The sequence below is a fragment of the Bradyrhizobium sp. WSM1743 genome (genome assembly GCF_000473065.1).
Lineage (GTDB): Bacteria > Pseudomonadota > Alphaproteobacteria > Rhizobiales > Xanthobacteraceae > Bradyrhizobium.
In genome coordinates this window covers 314,377-332,701 of sequence record NZ_AXAZ01000001.1, presented here as the reverse complement: position 1 = coordinate 332,701, position 18,325 = coordinate 314,377, and the positions used below count along the sequence as shown (strand labels likewise).

General features: G+C 63.7%; 15 protein-coding genes. 6 read left to right on the top strand and 9 right to left on the bottom strand.

The genetic code is table 11. The features are described 5' to 3' along the window. Positions 1-38: 38 nt before the first annotated feature. The 4 genes from YU9_RS0101610 to YU9_RS0101595 form a co-directional block, all read right to left on the bottom strand. Positions 39-1,232: an efflux RND transporter periplasmic adaptor subunit gene (locus tag YU9_RS0101610; protein ID WP_027571196.1), complete on the bottom strand. Its 1,194-nt coding sequence runs from the start codon at positions 1,230-1,232 to the stop codon at positions 39-41. A 1-nt stretch (position 1,233) separates the two neighbouring features. Then, positions 1,234-1,935 carry a TetR/AcrR family transcriptional regulator gene (locus YU9_RS0101605; protein ID WP_063623695.1) on the bottom strand — a complete coding sequence of 234 codons (702 nt, stop codon included), beginning with the start codon at positions 1,933-1,935 and terminating at the stop codon, positions 1,234-1,236. A gap of 139 nt (positions 1,936-2,074) precedes the next feature. After that, positions 2,075-2,665 (bottom strand): thiamine pyrophosphate-dependent enzyme, encoded by a 591-nt coding sequence (locus tag YU9_RS0101600; protein WP_027571194.1) that lies wholly within the window; start codon positions 2,663-2,665, stop codon positions 2,075-2,077. Next, positions 2,662-3,204: a phosphonopyruvate decarboxylase gene (locus YU9_RS0101595; protein ID WP_027571193.1), complete on the bottom strand. Its 543-nt coding sequence runs from the start codon at positions 3,202-3,204 to the stop codon at positions 2,662-2,664. Before YU9_RS0101595 ends, YU9_RS0101600 begins: the two co-directional genes overlap by 4 nt. A gap of 105 nt (positions 3,205-3,309) precedes the next feature. Here YU9_RS0101595 and YU9_RS0101590 point away from each other — a divergent pair, with 105 nt between their 5' ends. The 5 genes from YU9_RS0101590 (at position 3,310) to YU9_RS0101570 (ending at position 10,800) form a co-directional block, all read left to right on the top strand. Next, the gene (locus YU9_RS0101590) at positions 3,310-4,542 is read left to right on the top strand and encodes a cytochrome P450 (protein WP_027571192.1); all 1,233 of its coding nucleotides are present in this window, start codon (positions 3,310-3,312) and stop codon (positions 4,540-4,542) included. 193 nt (positions 4,543-4,735) lie between these two features. After that, entirely contained in the window at positions 4,736-5,950 is a 1,215-nt protein-coding gene (rocD, locus tag YU9_RS0101585) for an ornithine--oxo-acid transaminase (protein ID WP_027571191.1), read from the top strand. Positions 5,951-6,127: 177 nt separating this feature from the next. Then, positions 6,128-7,357 carry a fructose-1,6-bisphosphatase gene (locus YU9_RS0101580; RefSeq protein WP_305728058.1) on the top strand — a complete coding sequence of 410 codons (1,230 nt, stop codon included), beginning with the start codon at positions 6,128-6,130 and terminating at the stop codon, positions 7,355-7,357. A 90-nt stretch (positions 7,358-7,447) separates the two neighbouring features. After that, positions 7,448-8,674: a 6-phosphofructokinase gene (locus tag YU9_RS40590; RefSeq protein WP_051380300.1), complete on the top strand. Its 1,227-nt coding sequence runs from the start codon at positions 7,448-7,450 to the stop codon at positions 8,672-8,674. A 599-nt stretch (positions 8,675-9,273) separates the two neighbouring features. Continuing rightward, positions 9,274-10,800, top strand: a complete 1,527-nt coding sequence (locus YU9_RS0101570) for a Spy/CpxP family protein refolding chaperone (protein WP_245266272.1) — start codon at positions 9,274-9,276, stop codon at positions 10,798-10,800. Positions 10,801-10,981: 181 nt separating this feature from the next. Here YU9_RS0101570 and YU9_RS40585 read toward each other — a convergent pair whose 3' ends face one another. After that, positions 10,982-11,188: a hypothetical protein gene (locus YU9_RS40585; protein WP_036016771.1), complete on the bottom strand. Its 207-nt coding sequence runs from the start codon at positions 11,186-11,188 to the stop codon at positions 10,982-10,984. 676 nt (positions 11,189-11,864) lie between these two features. Between YU9_RS40585 and YU9_RS0101565 the strand changes: the two genes are divergently transcribed. Continuing rightward, positions 11,865-13,250 carry an FAD-binding oxidoreductase gene (locus tag YU9_RS0101565; protein ID WP_051380299.1) on the top strand — a complete coding sequence of 462 codons (1,386 nt, stop codon included), beginning with the start codon at positions 11,865-11,867 and terminating at the stop codon, positions 13,248-13,250. Positions 13,251-13,483: 233 nt separating this feature from the next. Here YU9_RS0101565 and YU9_RS0101560 read toward each other — a convergent pair whose 3' ends face one another. The 4 genes from YU9_RS0101560 to YU9_RS0101545 form a co-directional block, all read right to left on the bottom strand. Then, a complete protein-coding gene (locus YU9_RS0101560) occupies positions 13,484-14,347 on the bottom strand; it encodes a sugar phosphate isomerase/epimerase (RefSeq protein ID WP_027571187.1) in 864 nt (287 codons plus the stop codon). Then, positions 14,347-15,537, bottom strand: a complete 1,191-nt coding sequence (locus tag YU9_RS0101555; protein WP_027571186.1) for a dihydrodipicolinate synthase family protein — start codon at positions 15,535-15,537, stop codon at positions 14,347-14,349. Before YU9_RS0101555 ends, YU9_RS0101560 begins: the two co-directional genes overlap by 1 nt. 165 nt (positions 15,538-15,702) lie before the next feature. Continuing rightward, positions 15,703-16,854: a Gfo/Idh/MocA family protein gene (locus YU9_RS0101550; RefSeq protein ID WP_027571185.1), complete on the bottom strand. Its 1,152-nt coding sequence runs from the start codon at positions 16,852-16,854 to the stop codon at positions 15,703-15,705. Next, positions 16,851-18,248 carry a hypothetical protein gene (locus YU9_RS0101545; RefSeq protein ID WP_027571184.1) on the bottom strand — a complete coding sequence of 466 codons (1,398 nt, stop codon included), beginning with the start codon at positions 18,246-18,248 and terminating at the stop codon, positions 16,851-16,853. The genes YU9_RS0101550 and YU9_RS0101545 overlap by 4 nt, the downstream gene beginning before the upstream one ends. Between the last annotated feature and the right edge of the window lie 77 nt (positions 18,249-18,325).

The window sequence follows — 18,325 nt, the reverse complement described above, 5'->3', positions numbered from 1 at the left end:
AGTGATCCGGCCGAGCCGGATCACTTGAATGCAGTGGATCAGTAGCGCGGCGGCTGCGCCGGAATCGGCGGGGCGGGGTCGGTCGAGATCGACACCGCCGCGCCCGATTGCAGCTTGAGCTGGCCGACGGCGACGACCTTGTCGCCCGTCTTGAGGCCCTTGACGATTTCGACACGACCTTCGACCCGGTTGCCGGTCTGCACGAAGGTGCGCACCGCGGAGAGGCTGGTCTTGCCGTCCTCTTCCTTCTTCTCGGTGATCACGAACACGGAGTCGCCGTACAGCGTGTAGTCGACCGCCGTTTCCGGAACGGTGATCACCGCCGGCTTCTCCGGCAGCACCACCGTGGTGGTCACGAACATGCCGGGCTTCAGAATCCTCTCGGGATTGGCGATCGTGGCCTGCACGCGGATGTTGCGGGTGTCGGTCGCGATCTGCGGCTCGATCGTGGTGATCTTGCCCTCGAAGGTGCGGCCCGGATAGGCGTCGACCTTCAGCCGAACGGTCTGGCCGACCTTGAGGCTCCCGGAATCCTTTTCGGTCACCGTGAAGTTGGCCCACAGCTCCGACAGATCGGTCAATGAGACGATCGCCGTGCCGGCGGTCAGATACTGGCCGACCTCGACCTTGCGCATGCCGAGATCGCCGGAGAACGGCGCACGGACCAGCTTCTGCGAAATCAGCGCCTCGGTCTTGGCGATGCCCGCCTGTGCCTGGTCGTAAGCGGCCTGCGCCTGGTCGACGGTCGCCTGCGGGCCGAACTGACGCGAGGCCAGCTGCTTGGCGCGTTCAAGCGAGAGCTGCGCGACGGTCGCCTGCGCCTTGTAATTGGCGAGGTCGCCCTGCTCGGGCGTGTCGAACAGCTGCACCAGCGGCGTGCCGGCTTCGACATGCGTGCCCGGCTCGAACTTGATCTCGGTGACGCGACCGTTGACGTCGGCGCTGACGTCGACCTGGTGCACCGCGACAAGGCTGCCGACCGCGGTGAGCAGGTTCGGCATCACCTCGGACTTCGCCTCGGCCGCGCTGACGGCCGTGGGCGGCGGCTTGTTGTTGGCGAAGAACTGCTTGATCATCTGGCCGCGGAAAAAATTGAACCAGACGAGGCCACCGACGAGCACGGCCAGCAGCGTGCCGACGATAATGAACCAGCGCACCGGCCGGACCGGACGCTTGGGAGCCTTGTTGTCGATCGGTTCGCCCGAAATCTTGTGTTCGGCTACGATGTTCATGTCATGCACTTTCTGCAATCGCCGCCTTGCCAGCATCCGCGGCCTGATTGCGGCCCAGATGCGAAGCAATTGCAGCGTCGTTAAGTCCGATACCCCTCAGGAGAAACTCACAGAGCTGCCGCTCGAGGTCGCCAGCCTTGCCGTAAGCGAGGCAAGGTGTGGCCGGCAGCCTGGTCAGCGCAGCCGTCATCACCGTGTGATGTGCAAACCAGAACAGGTTGAGCGGATCGCCGCTGAATGGACGCGCGTCACCGCCGGCGACCGCACGCTCGAGCGAGGCGACGAAGACCGCCCCGATCAGTTTCTCGATTTTGGCATATAGCAGACGGGCGAATTCGCCATCATCCAAATGGCTCGTGGCCATCAGTCGCAGGCGCTGCGCTTCTTCCTGGTCGGGACCGTCGGCGATCTCGAGGAAATGCTCGACCATGCCACGGATCACTTCGACCAGAGTGGCGGTCGACGGCTCCCGCTCGAGCAGCTCCATCAACGCCGGATCTGCCTCGCATTCGTCGCTGAGGATTTCGGCGTAGAGCGCCGCCTTGGACGGGAAATGCTTGAACAGCAGCGCTTCGGAAATGGCAGCGGCGGCAGCCACGCTCTTCGTCGTGGTGCCGTTGTAGCCGTGCCGGGCAAAGCAGCGCTTTGCGGCGCCGAGGATCAATTGACGCCTCAGGTCGCTCGTCATACGCAATGAGCTCATGCTGGGTGAGTAAGCACTCACCCACGCAGAAGTCAAGCACTATGTTGCATCGCAACCTGAATGCGTTGCAAATTCAGGGGAAATTCGCCCCGCCACCCGCCCTGCGTGCAGGTGCCCCCCTCGAGGGAGCAACGCCGGGCTAGATCGGCTGGAAGCCCAGGTCCCCGCGGATCCGGTTGACGATGTAGGTCCCGTCCCGGGTCGGCAGAATTCGCTCCAGGCCGGCGCTGTCGATCTTCACATTGGCAAAGCGCGGCCCGGCGGAGAGGTCGTGGACGGCTTTGGCAAAGGCCTCGACCTCAGCCATGGTCGTGACGGCCCGGCTGTCCGCAATGCCACACGCCTTGGCGATGCCGACGAGGTCGGCGGCGACGGTGGTGTGGCTGGTCTGGCCACCGGTCTCGCCATAGGCCTCGTTGTCAAGCACTGCGATCGACAGGTTGGCCGGCTTCTGCAGGCCGATGGTGGCAAGGCTGCCCAAGCCCATCAGCATCTCGCCGTCGCCGGTGATGACCAGCACCGGCAGCTTTGGCTGCGCCAGCGCAAGTCCGAGCCCGATCATCGCAGCGCCACCCATGCCACCCCAGAGATAGAAGTTGCGGGCATGGTCGCCGGCCGCGCACATGTCGTTGGTGGAGGCACCGAGGCCCCCGATCGCGACCACGTCCTTGCGGTTCGCAAGCAGGGTGGAGACCACCTGACGGCGGTCGAGGAGATTGGCCTTGCTCATTTGGTGAAAACCTTGGCGCCGATCAGGCGCTGCGACAAAAGGACGGCGGTGGGCGTGAGCGCGTTGTAGGCCTGCGCTGCGGCGGCTTCGAGCACCGCCGGCACCTCGGCTGCGTGCGAGGCGCGCAGCACATGGACGCCCGAGAGCTCGAACACGCCCTGCGTGGTCGATCCCATCGGCACCTGCCACGGATTGAACTCGCCCCACTCGCCGCGCATGGTCACCAGCGTGAGGAACGGAAAGCGCAGGATCGGGATCAGCGACAGCATGTTGATGCAATTGCCGACGCCGCTCGACTGCATCAGCAGCACGCCGCGCTGGCCGCCGGCCCACGCGCCGGCGAGAAGCGCCACGCCCTCCTCCTCGGTCGTCAGCGGAATGCCGCGCATGGTCGAGGAGTCCAGCACGCGCTGGATCAGCTTCGAATGGCCGGCGTCGGGCACGTACGGCACTTGCCGGACGTCGAAGCGCTGCAATGTCGCGAAAATATCGTCGGGCCAGTTCGGCGCCGTGTCGGCAGCGTCAGCGCGTGCGTGCATTTTCCTGTCCGGTCGGCTAGCAAGATGCAAAGACTGTAGACGCATGCACGCGCCGACCAGAACAACAAAAACGGCATAACGGCTTTAACCGGCGAGTATAACGGGATGAACGCAGATGCGAAGGCGCTGGCGGCAAGCTTCGATCTCGAGAAGCTGACGCCTGAATTCTACGACAACCCCTATCCGACTTATCGTGCACTGCGGGAGAACGAGCCGGTCAAGCGCCTGCCGAACGGCACCGTGTTCCTGACCCGCTATGACGATCTCGTCACCACCTACAAGAACACAAAATCCTTCAGCTCGGACAAGAAGCGGGAGTTCGCGCCGAAATACGGCGACACCCCGCTCTACGAGCACCACACCACCAGCCTCGTCTTCAACGACCCGCCCGCTCATACCCGGGTGCGCCGCCTGATCATGGGCGCGCTGTCGCCGCGCGCGATCGCCGGGATGGAGAGCGATCTCATCAAGCTGGTCGACGGGCTGCTCGACGCCATCGCCGCCAAGGGGCGCTGCGAGCTGATCGAGGACTTCGCCGCTTCCATTCCCATCGAAGTCATCGGCAATCTGCTCGACGTTCCCCACGACGAACGCGGACCGCTGCGCGACTGGTCGCTGGCGATCCTCGGCGCCCTCGAGCCAGTGGTGTCGCCCGAAGCCGCCGCGCGCGGCAACAAGGCGGTGACGGACTTTCTCGCTTATCTGGAAACGCTGGTCGCGCGCCGGCGCGCGAAGCCCGGCAATCCCGAGCGCGACGTGCTGACGCGTCTCATCCAAGGGGAAGGTAACGACGAGGAGAACGGCGAGCGGCTGACCGAGAAGGAGCTGCTGCACAATTGCATCTTCCTGCTCAATGCCGGCCACGAGACCACGACCAATCTCATCGGCAACGGCCTCGTCGCGCTCGACCGCCATCCGGACCAGAAGCAGCGGCTGATCGATAACCCCGACATGATCAAGACCGCCGTCGAGGAGATGCTGCGCTACGAGAGCTCCAACCAGCTCGGCAACCGCATGACCACCGAACGGGTCAAGCTTGGCGGCGTCATGCTCGAGGCCGGCACGTCGGTGACGCTGTGCATCGGGGCGGCCAACCGCGACCCCGCGCAGTTTCCCGACCCCGAACGTTTCGACATCGCGCGGACGCCGAACCGGCATCTGGCCTTCGCCACCGGCGCGCATCAATGCGCCGGCATGGCGCTGGCTCGGCTGGAAGGGGCGATTGCGATCTCACGCTTCCTGGCGCGCTTCCCAAACTATGCCGTCGGCGGCCAGCCTGTGCGCGGCGGACGGGTCCGGTTTCGTGGCTTTTTGAGCGTGCCCTGTGCGATCGGCTGAGGGCCGAAAGCAAAAATGACGAAAACAACCCCATGCACAGTAGAGAACCCTCTGACATCTCTAACAAATCAGTTGGGGCTACACCATCGGACGCATGCAGGCTTCCAAGACGGCAGGCTGATGCCCAAATCAAGCTGAAGGCCGCCGCTGCAATCGGTTGACGCCCCCGCGCGCGGCAATGGAGTGACGACAGATGAGCTCGTCGGTCATTGATTTCATCGCAACGGAAGCACGCTTTGGGGCCCGTAATTACGAGCCGATCGGGGTCGTCCTGTCGCGCGGCGAAGGTGTCTGGGTCTGGGATACCGACGGCAATCGTTACCTCGACTGCCTCTCGGCCTATTCGGCGGTCAGCCAGGGCCACTGCCACCCCAAGATCCTGGCCGCCATGGTCGAACAGGCGCACAGGCTGACGCTCACCTCGCGGGCCTTCCACAACGACCAGCTCGCCTTGTTCTACGAGGAGATCGCCGCGCTCACCGGTTCCCACAAGGTGCTGCCGATGAACAGCGGCGCGGAGGCGGTCGAAAGCGCGATCAAGTCGGTGCGCAAATGGGGCTATGAGGTGAAGGGCGTGCCGGACGGCCAGGCCGAGATCATCGTCTGCGCCGACAATTTTCACGGGCGCACGCTGGCCATCGTCGGCTTTTCAACCGACGCCGAGACCCGCGCACATTTCGGGCCGTTCGCGCCGGGCTTCAAGATCATCCCGTTCGGCGACGCCGCGGCGCTGGAGGAGGCAATCACCCCAAACACCGTCGCCTTCCTGGTCGAGCCGATCCAGGGCGAAGCCGGTGTCGTCATTCCTCCAGCCGGCTATTTCGCGAAGGTGCGCCAGCTCTGCACCGCCAACAACATGATGCTGGTGCTCGACGAGATCCAGACCGGGCTCGGCCGCACCGGCAAGCTGCTCGCCGAACAGCACGAGGGTATAGAGGCGGACGTGACGCTGCTCGGCAAGGCCCTGTCCGGCGGCTTCTATCCGGTGTCGGCCGTGCTCTCGAACAACGACGTGCTCGGGACGTTGAGACCCGGCCAGCATGGTTCGACCTTCGGCGGCAACCCGCTCGCCTGCGCGGTGGCGCGCACGGCGATGCGCGTGCTGGTCGAGGAAGGCATGATCGAGAACGCGGCGAGGCAAGGCGCACGCTTTCTGGAAGGCTTGAAAGCCATTCGTGCCAATACGATCCGCGAGGTGCGCGGGCGCGGCCTGATGCTGGCGGTCGAGCTGCATCCCGAGGCCGGCCGCGCCCGCCGCTACTGCGAGGCGCTCCAGGGCAAGGGTATCCTCGCCAAGGACACCCATGGGCAAACGATCCGCATCGCTCCGCCGCTGGTGATCACAAGCGACCAGGTCGACTGGGCGCTGGAGCGGCTCGCCACCACCCTGACGCAGGACCTCTCCTGAGACTGCCGGCGTCGGAAGATCGCTATGGCGGCCGTGGCCTACGACAATTGGCGGCCCGGCCAGAACCGGACTCGTGCAGCGCAGCAAATAGTGACGATGGTCCTAAGGCAAAACTCTGCATGATCCCGGCAACCGGATGAACGGGGTGCGTGGAACCTATCGGAGCGACGGACGTTTTTGTCCGCGAATGAGCAGCGCCGTGCCCGGCGCAGCAAGCGCCGAGGCCGGAGGCGCAGAGCTGCGCGGATCGGAGAAATGCTCATGAGACTCACTCTTTCAGTCATCAAAGCTGACGTTGGCTCCGTTGGCGGGCACACGAAACCGTCTTCACGCATGATCGCGACTGTCGAGGGCGAGGTTGCCAAGGCGATCTGCAATGGTCTGCTGATCGACGGCTTCATCTGCCACACCGGCGACGACATTGCGATCATCATGACGCACACACGGGGTGAAGGAAGCTCCGAGGTCCATCAACTCGCCTGGAAGACGTTCCTCGCGGCCACCTCGGTCGCGAAGACCTCCGGGCTCTATGGCGCTGGTCAGGATCTTCTCGCCGACGCGCCTTCCGGGAACATTCGCGGCGCCGGCCCAGGCGTCGCCGAGCTCAGCTTCGACCACAGCCTTTCCAGCGTGCGACCCGCGGAGTCCTTTATGGTGTTCGCGGCCGACAAATGCGGTCCCGGCGCCTACAACCTGCCGCTCTATCTCGCCTTTGCCGACCCCATGTACTGCGCTGGGCTGATGCTGCCTCCGATGATCAAGGGATTCCGTTTCCATATCATCGACATGGACAACACAGCCGGCGACAGCCTACTCGAGCTTGACGCACCCGCCGACAGCTACCACATCGCCGCCCTGCTTCGCGACAACGAGCGCTTTGGCATCGATCGCATCATTTCTCGAACCCATGGCGAGGTCGTCGTGGCCGTTTCGGCACAGCGCCTCCACGCGATCGCAGGCAAGTACACCGGCAAGGATGATCCAGTCGCGATCGTCAGGAACCAGGGGATATTCCCAGCTCCGGAGGAAATAATCTCGCCGTTCGCCAAGGCGCACTTCGTGGGCGGCGATGCACGCGGCTCGCATGTGATGCCGCTCATGCCGGTGCCACTCAACACCCCCGTTACCGGCATGTACTGCCTGCCGATCGTTTCTTGCGTCGGCTTTTCGATCGACAGGGAAGGCCGGTTTGCCGAGTCCTGCACCGATTTCTTCGACAACCCGGCTTGGGATGAGGTCCGCCGGCGCGCCCAGCGCAAGGCCATCGAGATGCGCAGCCAAGGTTGGTCTGGCGCCGCCATGCTGCCCTATTCCGAACTGGAATATGGCGGCTTCCGCGACACCGTGTCCGGACTGCTGAAGCGTTTTCGACTGCGCGACGACCGCAAACCGGAAGCGGCCGAGTAGCGACCGCCTTCAATCAGAAGCTAGAGCGACGTTCACCGTTCAATCGACAGATGCAGGCGCTATGACGACATGCCTATCCGGGAGGTGGATATGGCCAAAAAACGCATCGGCATTCTCACGGGCGGCGGCGACGTCGCCGGCCTCAATGCAGTCATCAAGAGCGTGACTTATCGCGGCAGTGAGGACGACATCGAGGTTGTCGGTCTGCGCCGTGGTTGGGAGGCCCTCACGCACCTGAACCTCGACGACCCAAACAGCAGGTCCCACTACGTCATCCCGCTGAACCGTGAAAACACTCGAACGATCGACCGACGCGGCGGCACCGTGCTGCACTCGAGCCGCGTCAATCCCTCCAAAATACAAAAGCTGCCTGATCATCTCGTCGGCAATGATGTTCCGGTCTCGCTGAGCACCAACGGCGGCATCGCGACAAAGACGTGGGACCTCACCAGCCGGGTGCTCGCTAACCTTTCGGAACTTGGCATCGAACATCTGATCGCCATCGGCGGCGACGACACGCTCAGTTATGCGGCCAAGCTCAACGAACTCGGCGTCCAGATCATCGCCATCCCGAAGACGATGGATAATGACGTCCGCAACACCGAGTACTGCATCGGCTTCTCGACCGCGATCACCCGCGCCAGCGATGCCATCCAGCGGCAGCGCACTACCGTCGGCTCGCATGAGCGAATTGGCATTTTCCGCGTCTTTGGCCGCGATGCCGGATTTACGGCACTCTACACCGCGTATGCGACCTCGATACGATGCGTCATACCGGAGTATAAGGTCGATCTCGACAAGCTGATCCGGTTGCTCATCGAGGACAAGCGCGCCAATCCAAGCAACTACGCGCTGATCGTGCTCAGCGAGGGAGCTCAGTGGGAAGGCTACAAGCTGCGGGAATACGGCGAGCCTGACGCCTACGGTCACCGCAAGAAGGCCAACGTGGCGGAATCGCTTGCCGACGAGATCAAGCAGCGCACCGGCGAGGAGACGATCATCTCCGATCTCACCTACGATTTGCGATCGGGCGATCCGGACTTCATCGACAAGCTTGTGGCCCTGACTTTCGGTAACATGGCCTACGATGCCATGCTGGAAGGCAAGACCGGCCTCATGTCGGCGCTGGTCGAGGGCCGCTACGACCTCGTGCCCATCCCTGACGCCAAGCTCGGTCCGCGCAAATTGGACGTTGCGAGCAGCTACAACACGGAGCGCTACCGCCCCATCTACGCCAACAAGCAGGGGCTGCCGATCTTTCTCAACCGCGCATCCTACCGTGTCGACTGGGCGCTGGAGCGGCTCGCCACCACCTGACGCAGAATCTTGAGGCCTGCGTCGGAAGATCGCAATGCCGGTCGTGGCCAACAACGAACGATTCCGCCAGCTGTGCGTTGAATGTCGTGGGCGATTACGAGCTGGGAGCTACAATCATGCTTCCGCGTGGCGTTTGCCTTACGGCTGTTTTTGGTGTCTCGATGCTGGCGGCGAGCATCACAGCGTTCGCCCAAGGACCCGGCCAGGGACATGGCAGGGGCGGGCCACCGGGTCCAGCCGCAGCGCCGGCAGTACGGCCAGCGGCACCACCACCGGCCATGGCCCGTCCGGCGGCGCCGCCAGCCATGGCACGGCCCGCCGCGCCGCCAGCCATGGCACGTCCCGCCGCGCCGGCGTTCCATCCCCCGGCGGCGGCGCAGCGGCCGGCCATGGCGCCGCACCATGCGGCGCCTCGCATGGCCTCACCGTCGCCGCGCCCAGCCCCACACGTCGCTGCGCCGCCGCCGCGGGCGGCGCCGCACGTCGCGGCACCGCGACCTGAATTTCATCGGGCGCCGGCAGCTCCGCAACGGCCGGCGATGGCACCGCGGCCGACGCCGCATATCGCCGCCCCCTCGCGCCCAAGTGCACCCCCGGCCGTGAGCGAGCGAGCGGGACCGCCGCGCGAGACGCTTTCGCGCCAATCCGCGGAACGCCAAGGCCGCATCGACCGCTTGCAGCAGCGCGTGCAGCAATTGCAATCGCAGAAGCCGGAAGGCGCAAGGGCGCAACAGGAACAGCAGCGGTTGCTGCAGTCGCAGAGCCGCCTGCTTGAGCGCGAGCAACGCATGCAACAGCGCTCGCAGCAGGTCGAGCAGCGGCAGCGCGAGATGCTGTCGCGCCAGACCGCGGAGCGTCAGACCCGCATCGAACGCCTCCAGCAGCGCGTGCAGCAATTGCAGTCGCAAAAGCCGGAAGCCGTGCAGGAGCAACGCCTGCAGCAACGCATGCTCCAGACCCAGAACCGCTTGCTTGACCGTGAGCAGCGCGCGCAGCAGATTGACCTGGCGCGCCAGCAGCGGCTTGGGCTCCAGGCTCCGGCCGGGCGGACGCCGGCGGCTGCGGCCGCCGTGGAGGCCGCCCAGCGCGGCCGGTTCGCGGAGCGGTTCCGCGAGCAGGCGACGGCGCAGACCCAAGCGGCGTTCCTTACCCGCGAGAGCGGCTGGGCTCCCCGACAGGCCTGGCGTCACCGCCATCCCGCGGTGTTCGTTGCGTGGCTTGGGCCGGTGTTCTGGCCTTACGCCTATTCCGACATATTCAACTACACGTTCTGGTCCTATGCCTACGAGCCTGGCTATTGGGCCTACGCGTATGACGATTTCGTCGATACCGTGTTCTGGGGTGGTGACGGCCCCTATTCTGCCTATGCCAGCATCGACCGCTCTGACTATCCGCGAGCCGGCGGCGGCCGCGCGCGTCCGCGCGCCAGCGTGAGCCCGCGAACGCTGCAGCAATTGTGCGGCACACCCGACAAGGGCGTGACCGCCTGGCCGCTTGATGATATCGCGCGAGCGGTGCAGCCGACACCGGAGCAACGCGCACTGCTCGACGAGCTGAAGACCGCGGCGACCAATGCTGCCGCCGTGTTCAAGGACTCCTGTGCGGAGACTTATGCAATGACTCCCCCTGGCCGCCTGCGCGCGATGATGAATCGCATCAGCGCGACGCTGGAGGCCGTCAAGATCGTGCGACCAGCCCTGGAGAATTTCTATAACTCGCTCAGCGACGAACAGCAGGCCCGCTTCAACGCGCTCGGACCCAATGTCGGTGACCGTTCGTCCCAGCAGCAGGAAGCGAGTAGCGAGGGCTGCGGCGATCCAAAGTCCGGCCTGACCCAGTTGCCGATCGAACGCATCGGCGCCGTTGTCCGCCCGGCAGGCCGGCAGAAGGATGCGCTCGAGCGCTTGGACGAAGCGACGAAACAGGCAGTCGCAGCACTGCAAGCCGTCTGCCCGGACAGTGTGCCGTTGACACCAGTCGGACGCCTGGAAGCCATGGGGGATCGTCTCCAAGCCATGCTCGCCGCCGCCAAGCTGGTCGAACCTGCGCTGGACGAATTCTACGCAACGCTGAGCAGCGAACAGAAGGCCCGCTTCAACACGCTATCCCAGACGGCAAGCCGGTGAGGGCAGCGTCGCGTTCTCTCGTTGCAACTTGTGCAAGGGCCGAACGACGCCGGGTGATGCAGTCGTCCTGCTTCAAAGCTCGACGAGACCATGTATGTGTCCGCCGCAGCTCTCTGTGAGAGAGCAGCGGCAAACGACAGCCTCGCTCTGACCTCATACGGAAATCGTCTTCCGCCCAGCATCATTCAGGGTTTGTGATCGCTTGAGGCTGCTCGATTTCGTTCGATGCAATGGCGTTGCAAAGTCGGAAGTGAGACGACAACTCGAGATCAGCCAGATGATCCCAGTATTCTGCTTCTGCGAGCAGCTTCCATTTGTTCATGCTGTTGTACGCGGCCTGTTGGCGGCACAGTGAGCTCATCGCACGCAAGCGTCGCACTTTATCCACTGCGAACCTCCCTTTCACGCTTGCTTGTTTGCAAGCGCATTTGTGGTGTTGTCACAGCTTCGCAGATCGAATTGACGAGTGATAGTCCGGTGTTTGACGGTGAATCGATGACAGCGCAATCGTCTGACTTTTCACTGCACAGTCGGTCCCGGCGAATTAATCGCAAAATGGTTTGGCCCGGCGCATTGAATCGCACGAACGTCCCTGGCGGTCTTTCGCCGCAACAAAGCACGCCGGTGCCTTCGGCAAGCTCACCATCCTTGTCACGCCGATCACAACAATTGGCCCCGACGGTTGCACGTCGGGGCCATTCAAGATCAACAGGCATGGATACATCCGCCGTGCCTGCTGATCGTTGATGCCACTGATTACCGCATCCGATCTGGCACGGACTGTGGCGCGCTGCGGCATCGGGATGATGATATTCTGCCTGAAAGCTGATGGCAGTCCACCTCATCATTGGTGGTACTCCCACCAAGCTCGCTGCTTCGCCTGTGTTCTGGCTCGCAATGGGGCATTCGCGACCGGGGTCGAATAGACGCATGCGCGTAGTCGATTTGCGATGGCTATCGCGCTGCGCTTGATCTATCTTTTCATAACGGGCGGAGAACGCTCGAGGAGCCCTGCGAGTAACCTCCGACCCAATGACCGATCATGGGTGGAATAGGAGGACATCATGCAGAGCATGGCCACCGAAACCTTCATCGGCAATATGCGCGGCCCGGTTATCAGGCGAACGGATGCCGACTATGACGCCGTGCGGAGCCTCTACAACGGAATGATCGACAAGAGTCCAATGATGATCGCGCGATGCGCCGACGTCGCTGACGTCGTCGCAGCGGTCAATTTTGCAAGGGACAATGATCTCCAGGTCGCGATCCGCGGAGGCGGCCACAATGGGCCGGGCCTCAGCAGTGTCGAAGATGGACTGATGATCGACATGTCGATGATGAAAGGCGTGCGGGTAGATCCCGGCGCTCGTACCGTCCGCGTCGGTCCCGGCTGCTCGCAAGGCGATGTCGACCACGCCACGCATATCTACGGGCTTGCCGTGCCGGCCGGCATTGTATCGACCACTGGGATCGCCGGCCTTACGCTCGGCGGCGGCACCGGATACCTCACACGCAAGCATGGCCTCACCATCGACAATCTCCTTGAGGCCGATGTCGTGCTCGCCGATGGACGCATCGTCACCGCCAACAAGTCGGCGAACGCTGACCTTTATTGGGGCCTGCGCGGGGGCGGCGGCAATTTCGGCATCGTCACGAGCTTCCTGTTCCAGGCTCATCCTGTGAAGATGGTATATGCCGGTCCGATCTTCTGGGATATCGAAAATGCCCGGACCGTGATGCAGAAGTACAGGGATTTCCTCCGCAGCGCTCCCGAGGAGGTCGGGGCCTTTGTCGGCTTGAAGACCGTTCCGCCGATGGACCCGTTCCCGCCGGATCATCAGGGCAAGCGTGCCTGCGCCATCATTGCCTGCTACAATGGTCCGACAGAAGACGGCAAGACGGTCATAGCGGGGTTGCTCGGTGAGCTGCCCCCGCCGCTCTTCAATTGGATGGGCGAAATGCCCTATCCGGCGCTCCAGTCGATGTTCGATCCGTTCTTCCCGAAAGGTCTGCAGTGGTACTGGCGCGGCGATTTCGTGAAAGAACTGACCGACGAAGCAATTGACGCCCACATCGAGCAGGCCCGAAAAGCACCGAGCGCGCTGTCGCTCATGCATCTCTATCCGATCGATGGCGCCGTCCATCGCGTCGGCAAGAGCGACACCGCCTGGAACACGCGCGACGCGACCTGGTCGATGGTCATCGCCGGCATCGATCCCAACCCGCAAAAAGCCGGCGAAATCACGCGCTGGACCAAGGGCTATTGGGAGGCCGTGCATCCTTACTCGGCCGACGGCGGCTATGTAAATTTCATGATGGAGGATGGAGACGACAGCAGACTTAGGGCCACTTACGGCGACAACTACGACCGCCTCGCCGCCTTGAAGGCCAAGTACGATCCGACGAACTTCTTCCACATGAACCAGAACATCAGACCGCTGCACTCTTAGACGATCACATCTGCTACGGTTCAGTCGCGCCCAATGACTTGTCGGAGCGCTCTCTCGCATCGAGGATCGAGGGAGCGCTCGATCCCCCGTTCATCGCGGATCACGCCCTGAGTCACCGGGATCTTAAAGCGGGATGAGTTTTGGTTGAATCGATGCCCGCCCAGAGCGCGAACCACCTCTCCCGCAGGGAGAGGTGACGACAGACAGCCGACCAAACCTAATTTCATCGTGTTCTAAACCACCGTCCTGTGACGCGCGATGCAGGTGCGGAGCACCTCGTCCATCGGCTTGCCCCACCATTCGTTGGAGAAGATCTCGATCTCCGAATAGCCGGCAAAGCCCTGCGCTTCGACCGCTTCACGCACGGATTTGATGTCGATGACGCCGTCGCCCATCATGCCGCGGTCGTTGAGGATATCCTTGGTCGGCACCAGCCAGTCGCAGACGTGGAAGGCGAGCAGGCGATCCTTGCCGGCGCGCGCGATCTGCCCCGTCAGCTCCGGATCCCACCAGATGTGATAGACATCGAGCGCGACGCCGAGCATGCCGCTGCGGCCGGGATCGAGCCGGTCGCAGATGTCGAGCGCCTGCTTCGTGGTGTTCACGCAAGCACGGTCTGCCGCATAGGCCGGATGCAAGGGCTCGATCGCCAGCGGCAGCTTTGCCTGTCTCGCGTAGTCGAGCATCTCGGCGAGAGCTTCCTCGACCTGCCCGCGCGCTGCCACGAGATCCTTCGAGGCCTCGCTGCCCGGCCGGGAATATTGCGGCAGACCGCCGACGACGAGGACGATGCAGGAGGCGCCCAGCGCCTTGGCCTCGTCGACGCAGCGCATGTTGTCGTCCCGCACCTCGCCCCGGCGCGAGGCATCCGAGGTGAACATGCCACCGCGGCAATAGCCTGATAGATCGAGGCCGGCATCGCGCACTGCGCGCGCGGCGCGGTCGAGACCGACAGCCGCGACCTGGTCACGCCAGGGATCGATGGCGCGGATGCCATGCTTTGCACAGGCATCGATGATCTCGACGAGATCACCCTGCTTGCGGACGGTCGCCGTGTTCAGCGACAGCCAGCGGTGGTCGAAGGAGAAATCACGCATCAGGATTCGATACCGTGGGTGGCGAGCACGGTCTTCATCCGCTGCGTCGCGAGTTCGGGGTTGGCGAGCAGGCCGGCTTTGTCAGCGAGACGGAACAGCTCCGCCAGATGCAACGTGGAGCGCGTGCTCTCCTGTCCCCCGACCATGGTGAAATGATCCTGATGGCCGTTGAGATACGCCATGAACACCACGCCGGTCTTGTAGAAGCGCGTCGGCGCCTTGAAGATGTGACGCGACAGCGGCACGGTCGGCCCGAGCACGTCGTGGAAGCCGGCTTCGTCACCCGCTGCGAGCCGCGAGAGCGCGTAAGACGCCGCCGGCGCGATTGCGTCGAAAATGCCGAGCAGCGCGTGCGAAAAACCTTGGCTATCGCCGGCGATCAGCTCCGCATAGTTGAAGTCATCTCCGGTATACATCTTGATGCGCTTGTCGAGGCGCCTGCGCATGTCGATCTCGCGCTGCTTATCGAGCAGCGAGACCTTGACGCCGTCGACCTTGGCGGCATTGCCGTTGATGATGGCGACGGCCGCGTCCATCGCTTTGTCGAGATCCCTGGTGCCCCAATAGCCGGTCAGCGCCGGATCGAACATGTCGCCGAGCCAATGGATGATCACGGGCTCGCGGACCTGCGACAGCACGCGGTCATAGACTTTTGCGTAGTCGCCGGCGTTGCGACCGAGTTTCGCCAGGGCGCGCGAGGCCATCAGGATGATGCGGCCGCCGACCTTCTCGACTGCCGAGATCTGCTCCTCGTAGGCGCGGATGACGTCGTCGAGGCTCCTGGCCTCCTCCACTGCGAGATGATCCGTGCCGGCGCCGGAGAACACCAGCGCGTTGCGCCGCTTGGCTGCGCCGACCGAGCGCGTGATCAGCTCCAGCGAGGTCGGCCAGTCCAACCCCATGCCGCGCTGTGCGGTGTCCATGGCTTCGGCAACGCCGAGGCCGAGGTCCCAGACATGCTCGCGGAAGGCGATGGTCTTGTCCCAGTCGACCGCGACCGAGAGCCACGGATCGTTGTCGGCAAAGGGATCGGCGACCGTGTGCACGGCCGAGAAGGCGATGCGGTTCAGCGGCCCCTCGAGCTTTGCGGGGAACTTGCGTGAGGCCGCGAGCCGGTAGGTCTCGATCGAGCGATCGGCCTTCGGCAGCTTGAGTGACAATGACGATATCGGTTGGACGGGCTTGTTCATGTTTCCGGACCTCTCCCCGTCATTGCGAGCGAAGCGAAGCAATCCAGAATGCCTCCGCGGCAACAGTCTGGATTGCTTCGTCGCCAGCGCAAAATTGCTTCGCAATTTTGTCGCGGGCTCCTCGCATTGACGGCTTAGTAGACATCGGGGCTTATCCAATAGACCTCAGGCCTTGATCGGGGCGACGTCGATCCAGCGCCGCTCCTTCCAGCTCTTCAGCGCGCATTCGGCGAGTTGTACACCCTTGGCGCCTTCGAGCAGGGTGAACTTGTAGGGCGCCTCCTCGTAGACGTGGCGGATGAACATCTCCCACTGTTCCTTGAAGCCGTTGTCGTAAGTGACATTGTCGGGCAGCTTCTGCCAGTCGCCGTAGAAATCGTGCAGCCGCTTCTCATCCGGATTCCACACCGGACGCGGCGTCGCCTGCCGCGCCTGGATCATGCAGTCGGTGAGGCCCGCGACCGCCGAGCCGAGCGTGCCGTCGACCTGGAAGGTGACGAGGTCGTCGCGATAAACGCGCGTCACCCAGGACATGTTGATGTGGGCGATGATGCCGCCCTCGAGCTGGAACGTGGCGTAGGCGGAATCGTCCGCGGTCGCCTTGTACGTCTTGCCCTGCTCGTCGAAGCGCTCGGGGATGTCGGTGTTGCCGATGCAGCTGACGCTCTGGACATTGCCGAAGAGGTTGTCGAGCACATAGCGCCAGTGGCAGACCATGTCTAAAATAATGCCGCCGCCGTCTTCGCTGCGATAGTTCCAGGACGGCCGCTGCGCCTCCTGCCAGCCGCCTTCGAACACCCAATAGCCGAACTCGCCGCGCACCGAGAGGATGCGGCCGAAGAAACCGGAATCGCGCAGGAAGGCGATCTTCTTCAGGCCGGGCAGGAACAGCTTGTCCTGCACCGTGCCGTGCTTGACGCCCTTGGCATTGGCGAGCTTCACGACCTCGACGGCTTCCTCGAAATTGGTCGCGATCGGCTTCTCGCAATAGACGTGCTTGCCCGCGTTGATGGCCTGGGTCAGCAAACCGGGGCGCGCCTGCGTCGTCGCGGCGTCGAAGAACATGGTGTCGTTCTTGTCGGCGAGCGCGGCGTCGAGGTCGGTGGTCCAGCGCGTGATGTTGTAGCGCCTCGCAAGCGCCTCGACCTTCTCGGCGCTGCGGCCGACCAGGATCGGATCGGGCATGACGCGGTCGCCGTTCTTCAGGCGGACGCCGCCCTGGTCGCGGATCGCGACGATCGAGCGGATCAGATGCTGGTTGAGCCCCATGCGGCCGGTGATGCCGTTCATGATGAGGCCGAGGCGTTGGGTGGTCATGCTAATTGCTCCCAGAGTGATCTTGGCTGTTCGAACGGGCGGAGCGCCGACCAGTCCGGATGAACCGAGGTGGCGAAGCCCGTTGCGTGAAGCGATCCGGTCAGGAGATCGCCGTTGTTAATCTTGAGGCGGATGCCGTGGCCGGCATCGGCATAGAGATCGGGATGCGCGGCCGCGAAGGCTTGCGTTTCTGCGGCCGGCGTGTCGCCAAAGCCATCGACATAGTGATGGCCGTTGCGTTCGGCATGGGTGACGCCGATGAAGGCGGCGAGCGCGAGATCCTGCTGCACGGCAAGGCCGGCCTGGCAGGTCAGGTCCTCACCTGTCACGAAGAAGGTCTCGCCTTCCGCGCTCCATTTCGCCGCGCGCGTCGCATTGACGATGGACTTGTAGAGGCCCTTGCAGGATTTTGACGAAATGCCGCGATAGCCGAGCACCCGCGCTGCCGGGAACGCATGGTAGGAATCGTCGGCCTCGTCGATGATGAAGCCACGTGCGGCGAGCGATCCCAGCGGCGATTGCCGCGTGATATCGCGCGGCATCGGCTGCTCGACATAGAGCAGGCGCGTGGCGATCGGGCGCAACGTGGCGTCATGATCGAGCCGATCCATCAGCGCCTGCAACGCAGCGAGATCCGCGTACTGCTCATTGGCATCGAGCGTCACCTTGTACTCGCGTCCGAGCGCGTCGAGCTCCTTGCCGATCCGCGCCAGCCGCGCTGCATCGGCGGCGGGATCGCCCGACAGCTTGAGCTTGAAATAGCGAGCACCGGCGTTCTCGCGTGGATCGGCAACACCGCCCTCACCTTCCACGGCATCATCAAGACCGACGGTGTGCCTGACCGCAACACGCCCCAGCGGCACCCGGCCGGAAAGAAACGTCCTGATGTCCCTCTCGCTCAGGTCAGGAGACAGCCGCGCATCAATGCCGGCGATATTACCGGCCATCCCGTCAAAGAAACTGGTCTCGACGGCGCGGAGCAGCGCATCGAGAATGGCCTTGTCGATCTCCGCGGGGCCATAGGCCGCGGCAAGCGCCGGAATGTTCTTCTTCGCACAGGTTGCGATCTGGGCACCGATGCACGAAGCATGCAGATCGAACGCTGTTTGATACCCGGTTCGCGCCAGATAGAGCCCGCGCGCAATCTCCAGCGACCGTCGCAGCCCATCCACCGTCTGTGTCGGCGAAAGCTCCGGCCGCTTGTCGAACCATTTTGGCACCAGCAGCTCGGCGCTGGCGCCGATCGCGCTTCCTCTGCCCTCGACCTCGATCTCGACCCGGACGAACAGCTGCGGCGTCGCGTTGATCGTGATGGCGCCAAAGCGGAACGGCCGCGCGAACTGCACGGGGCGTTCGAAGAAGGCGATGTCTCGCAGCTTCAGGCGCGGGGGCATGGTGCTGCTTGGCTCCCGGGATATGGCTCAGGCGGCAGTGCACCTCTCCCGCTTGCGGGAGAGGTCGACGCGCGCAG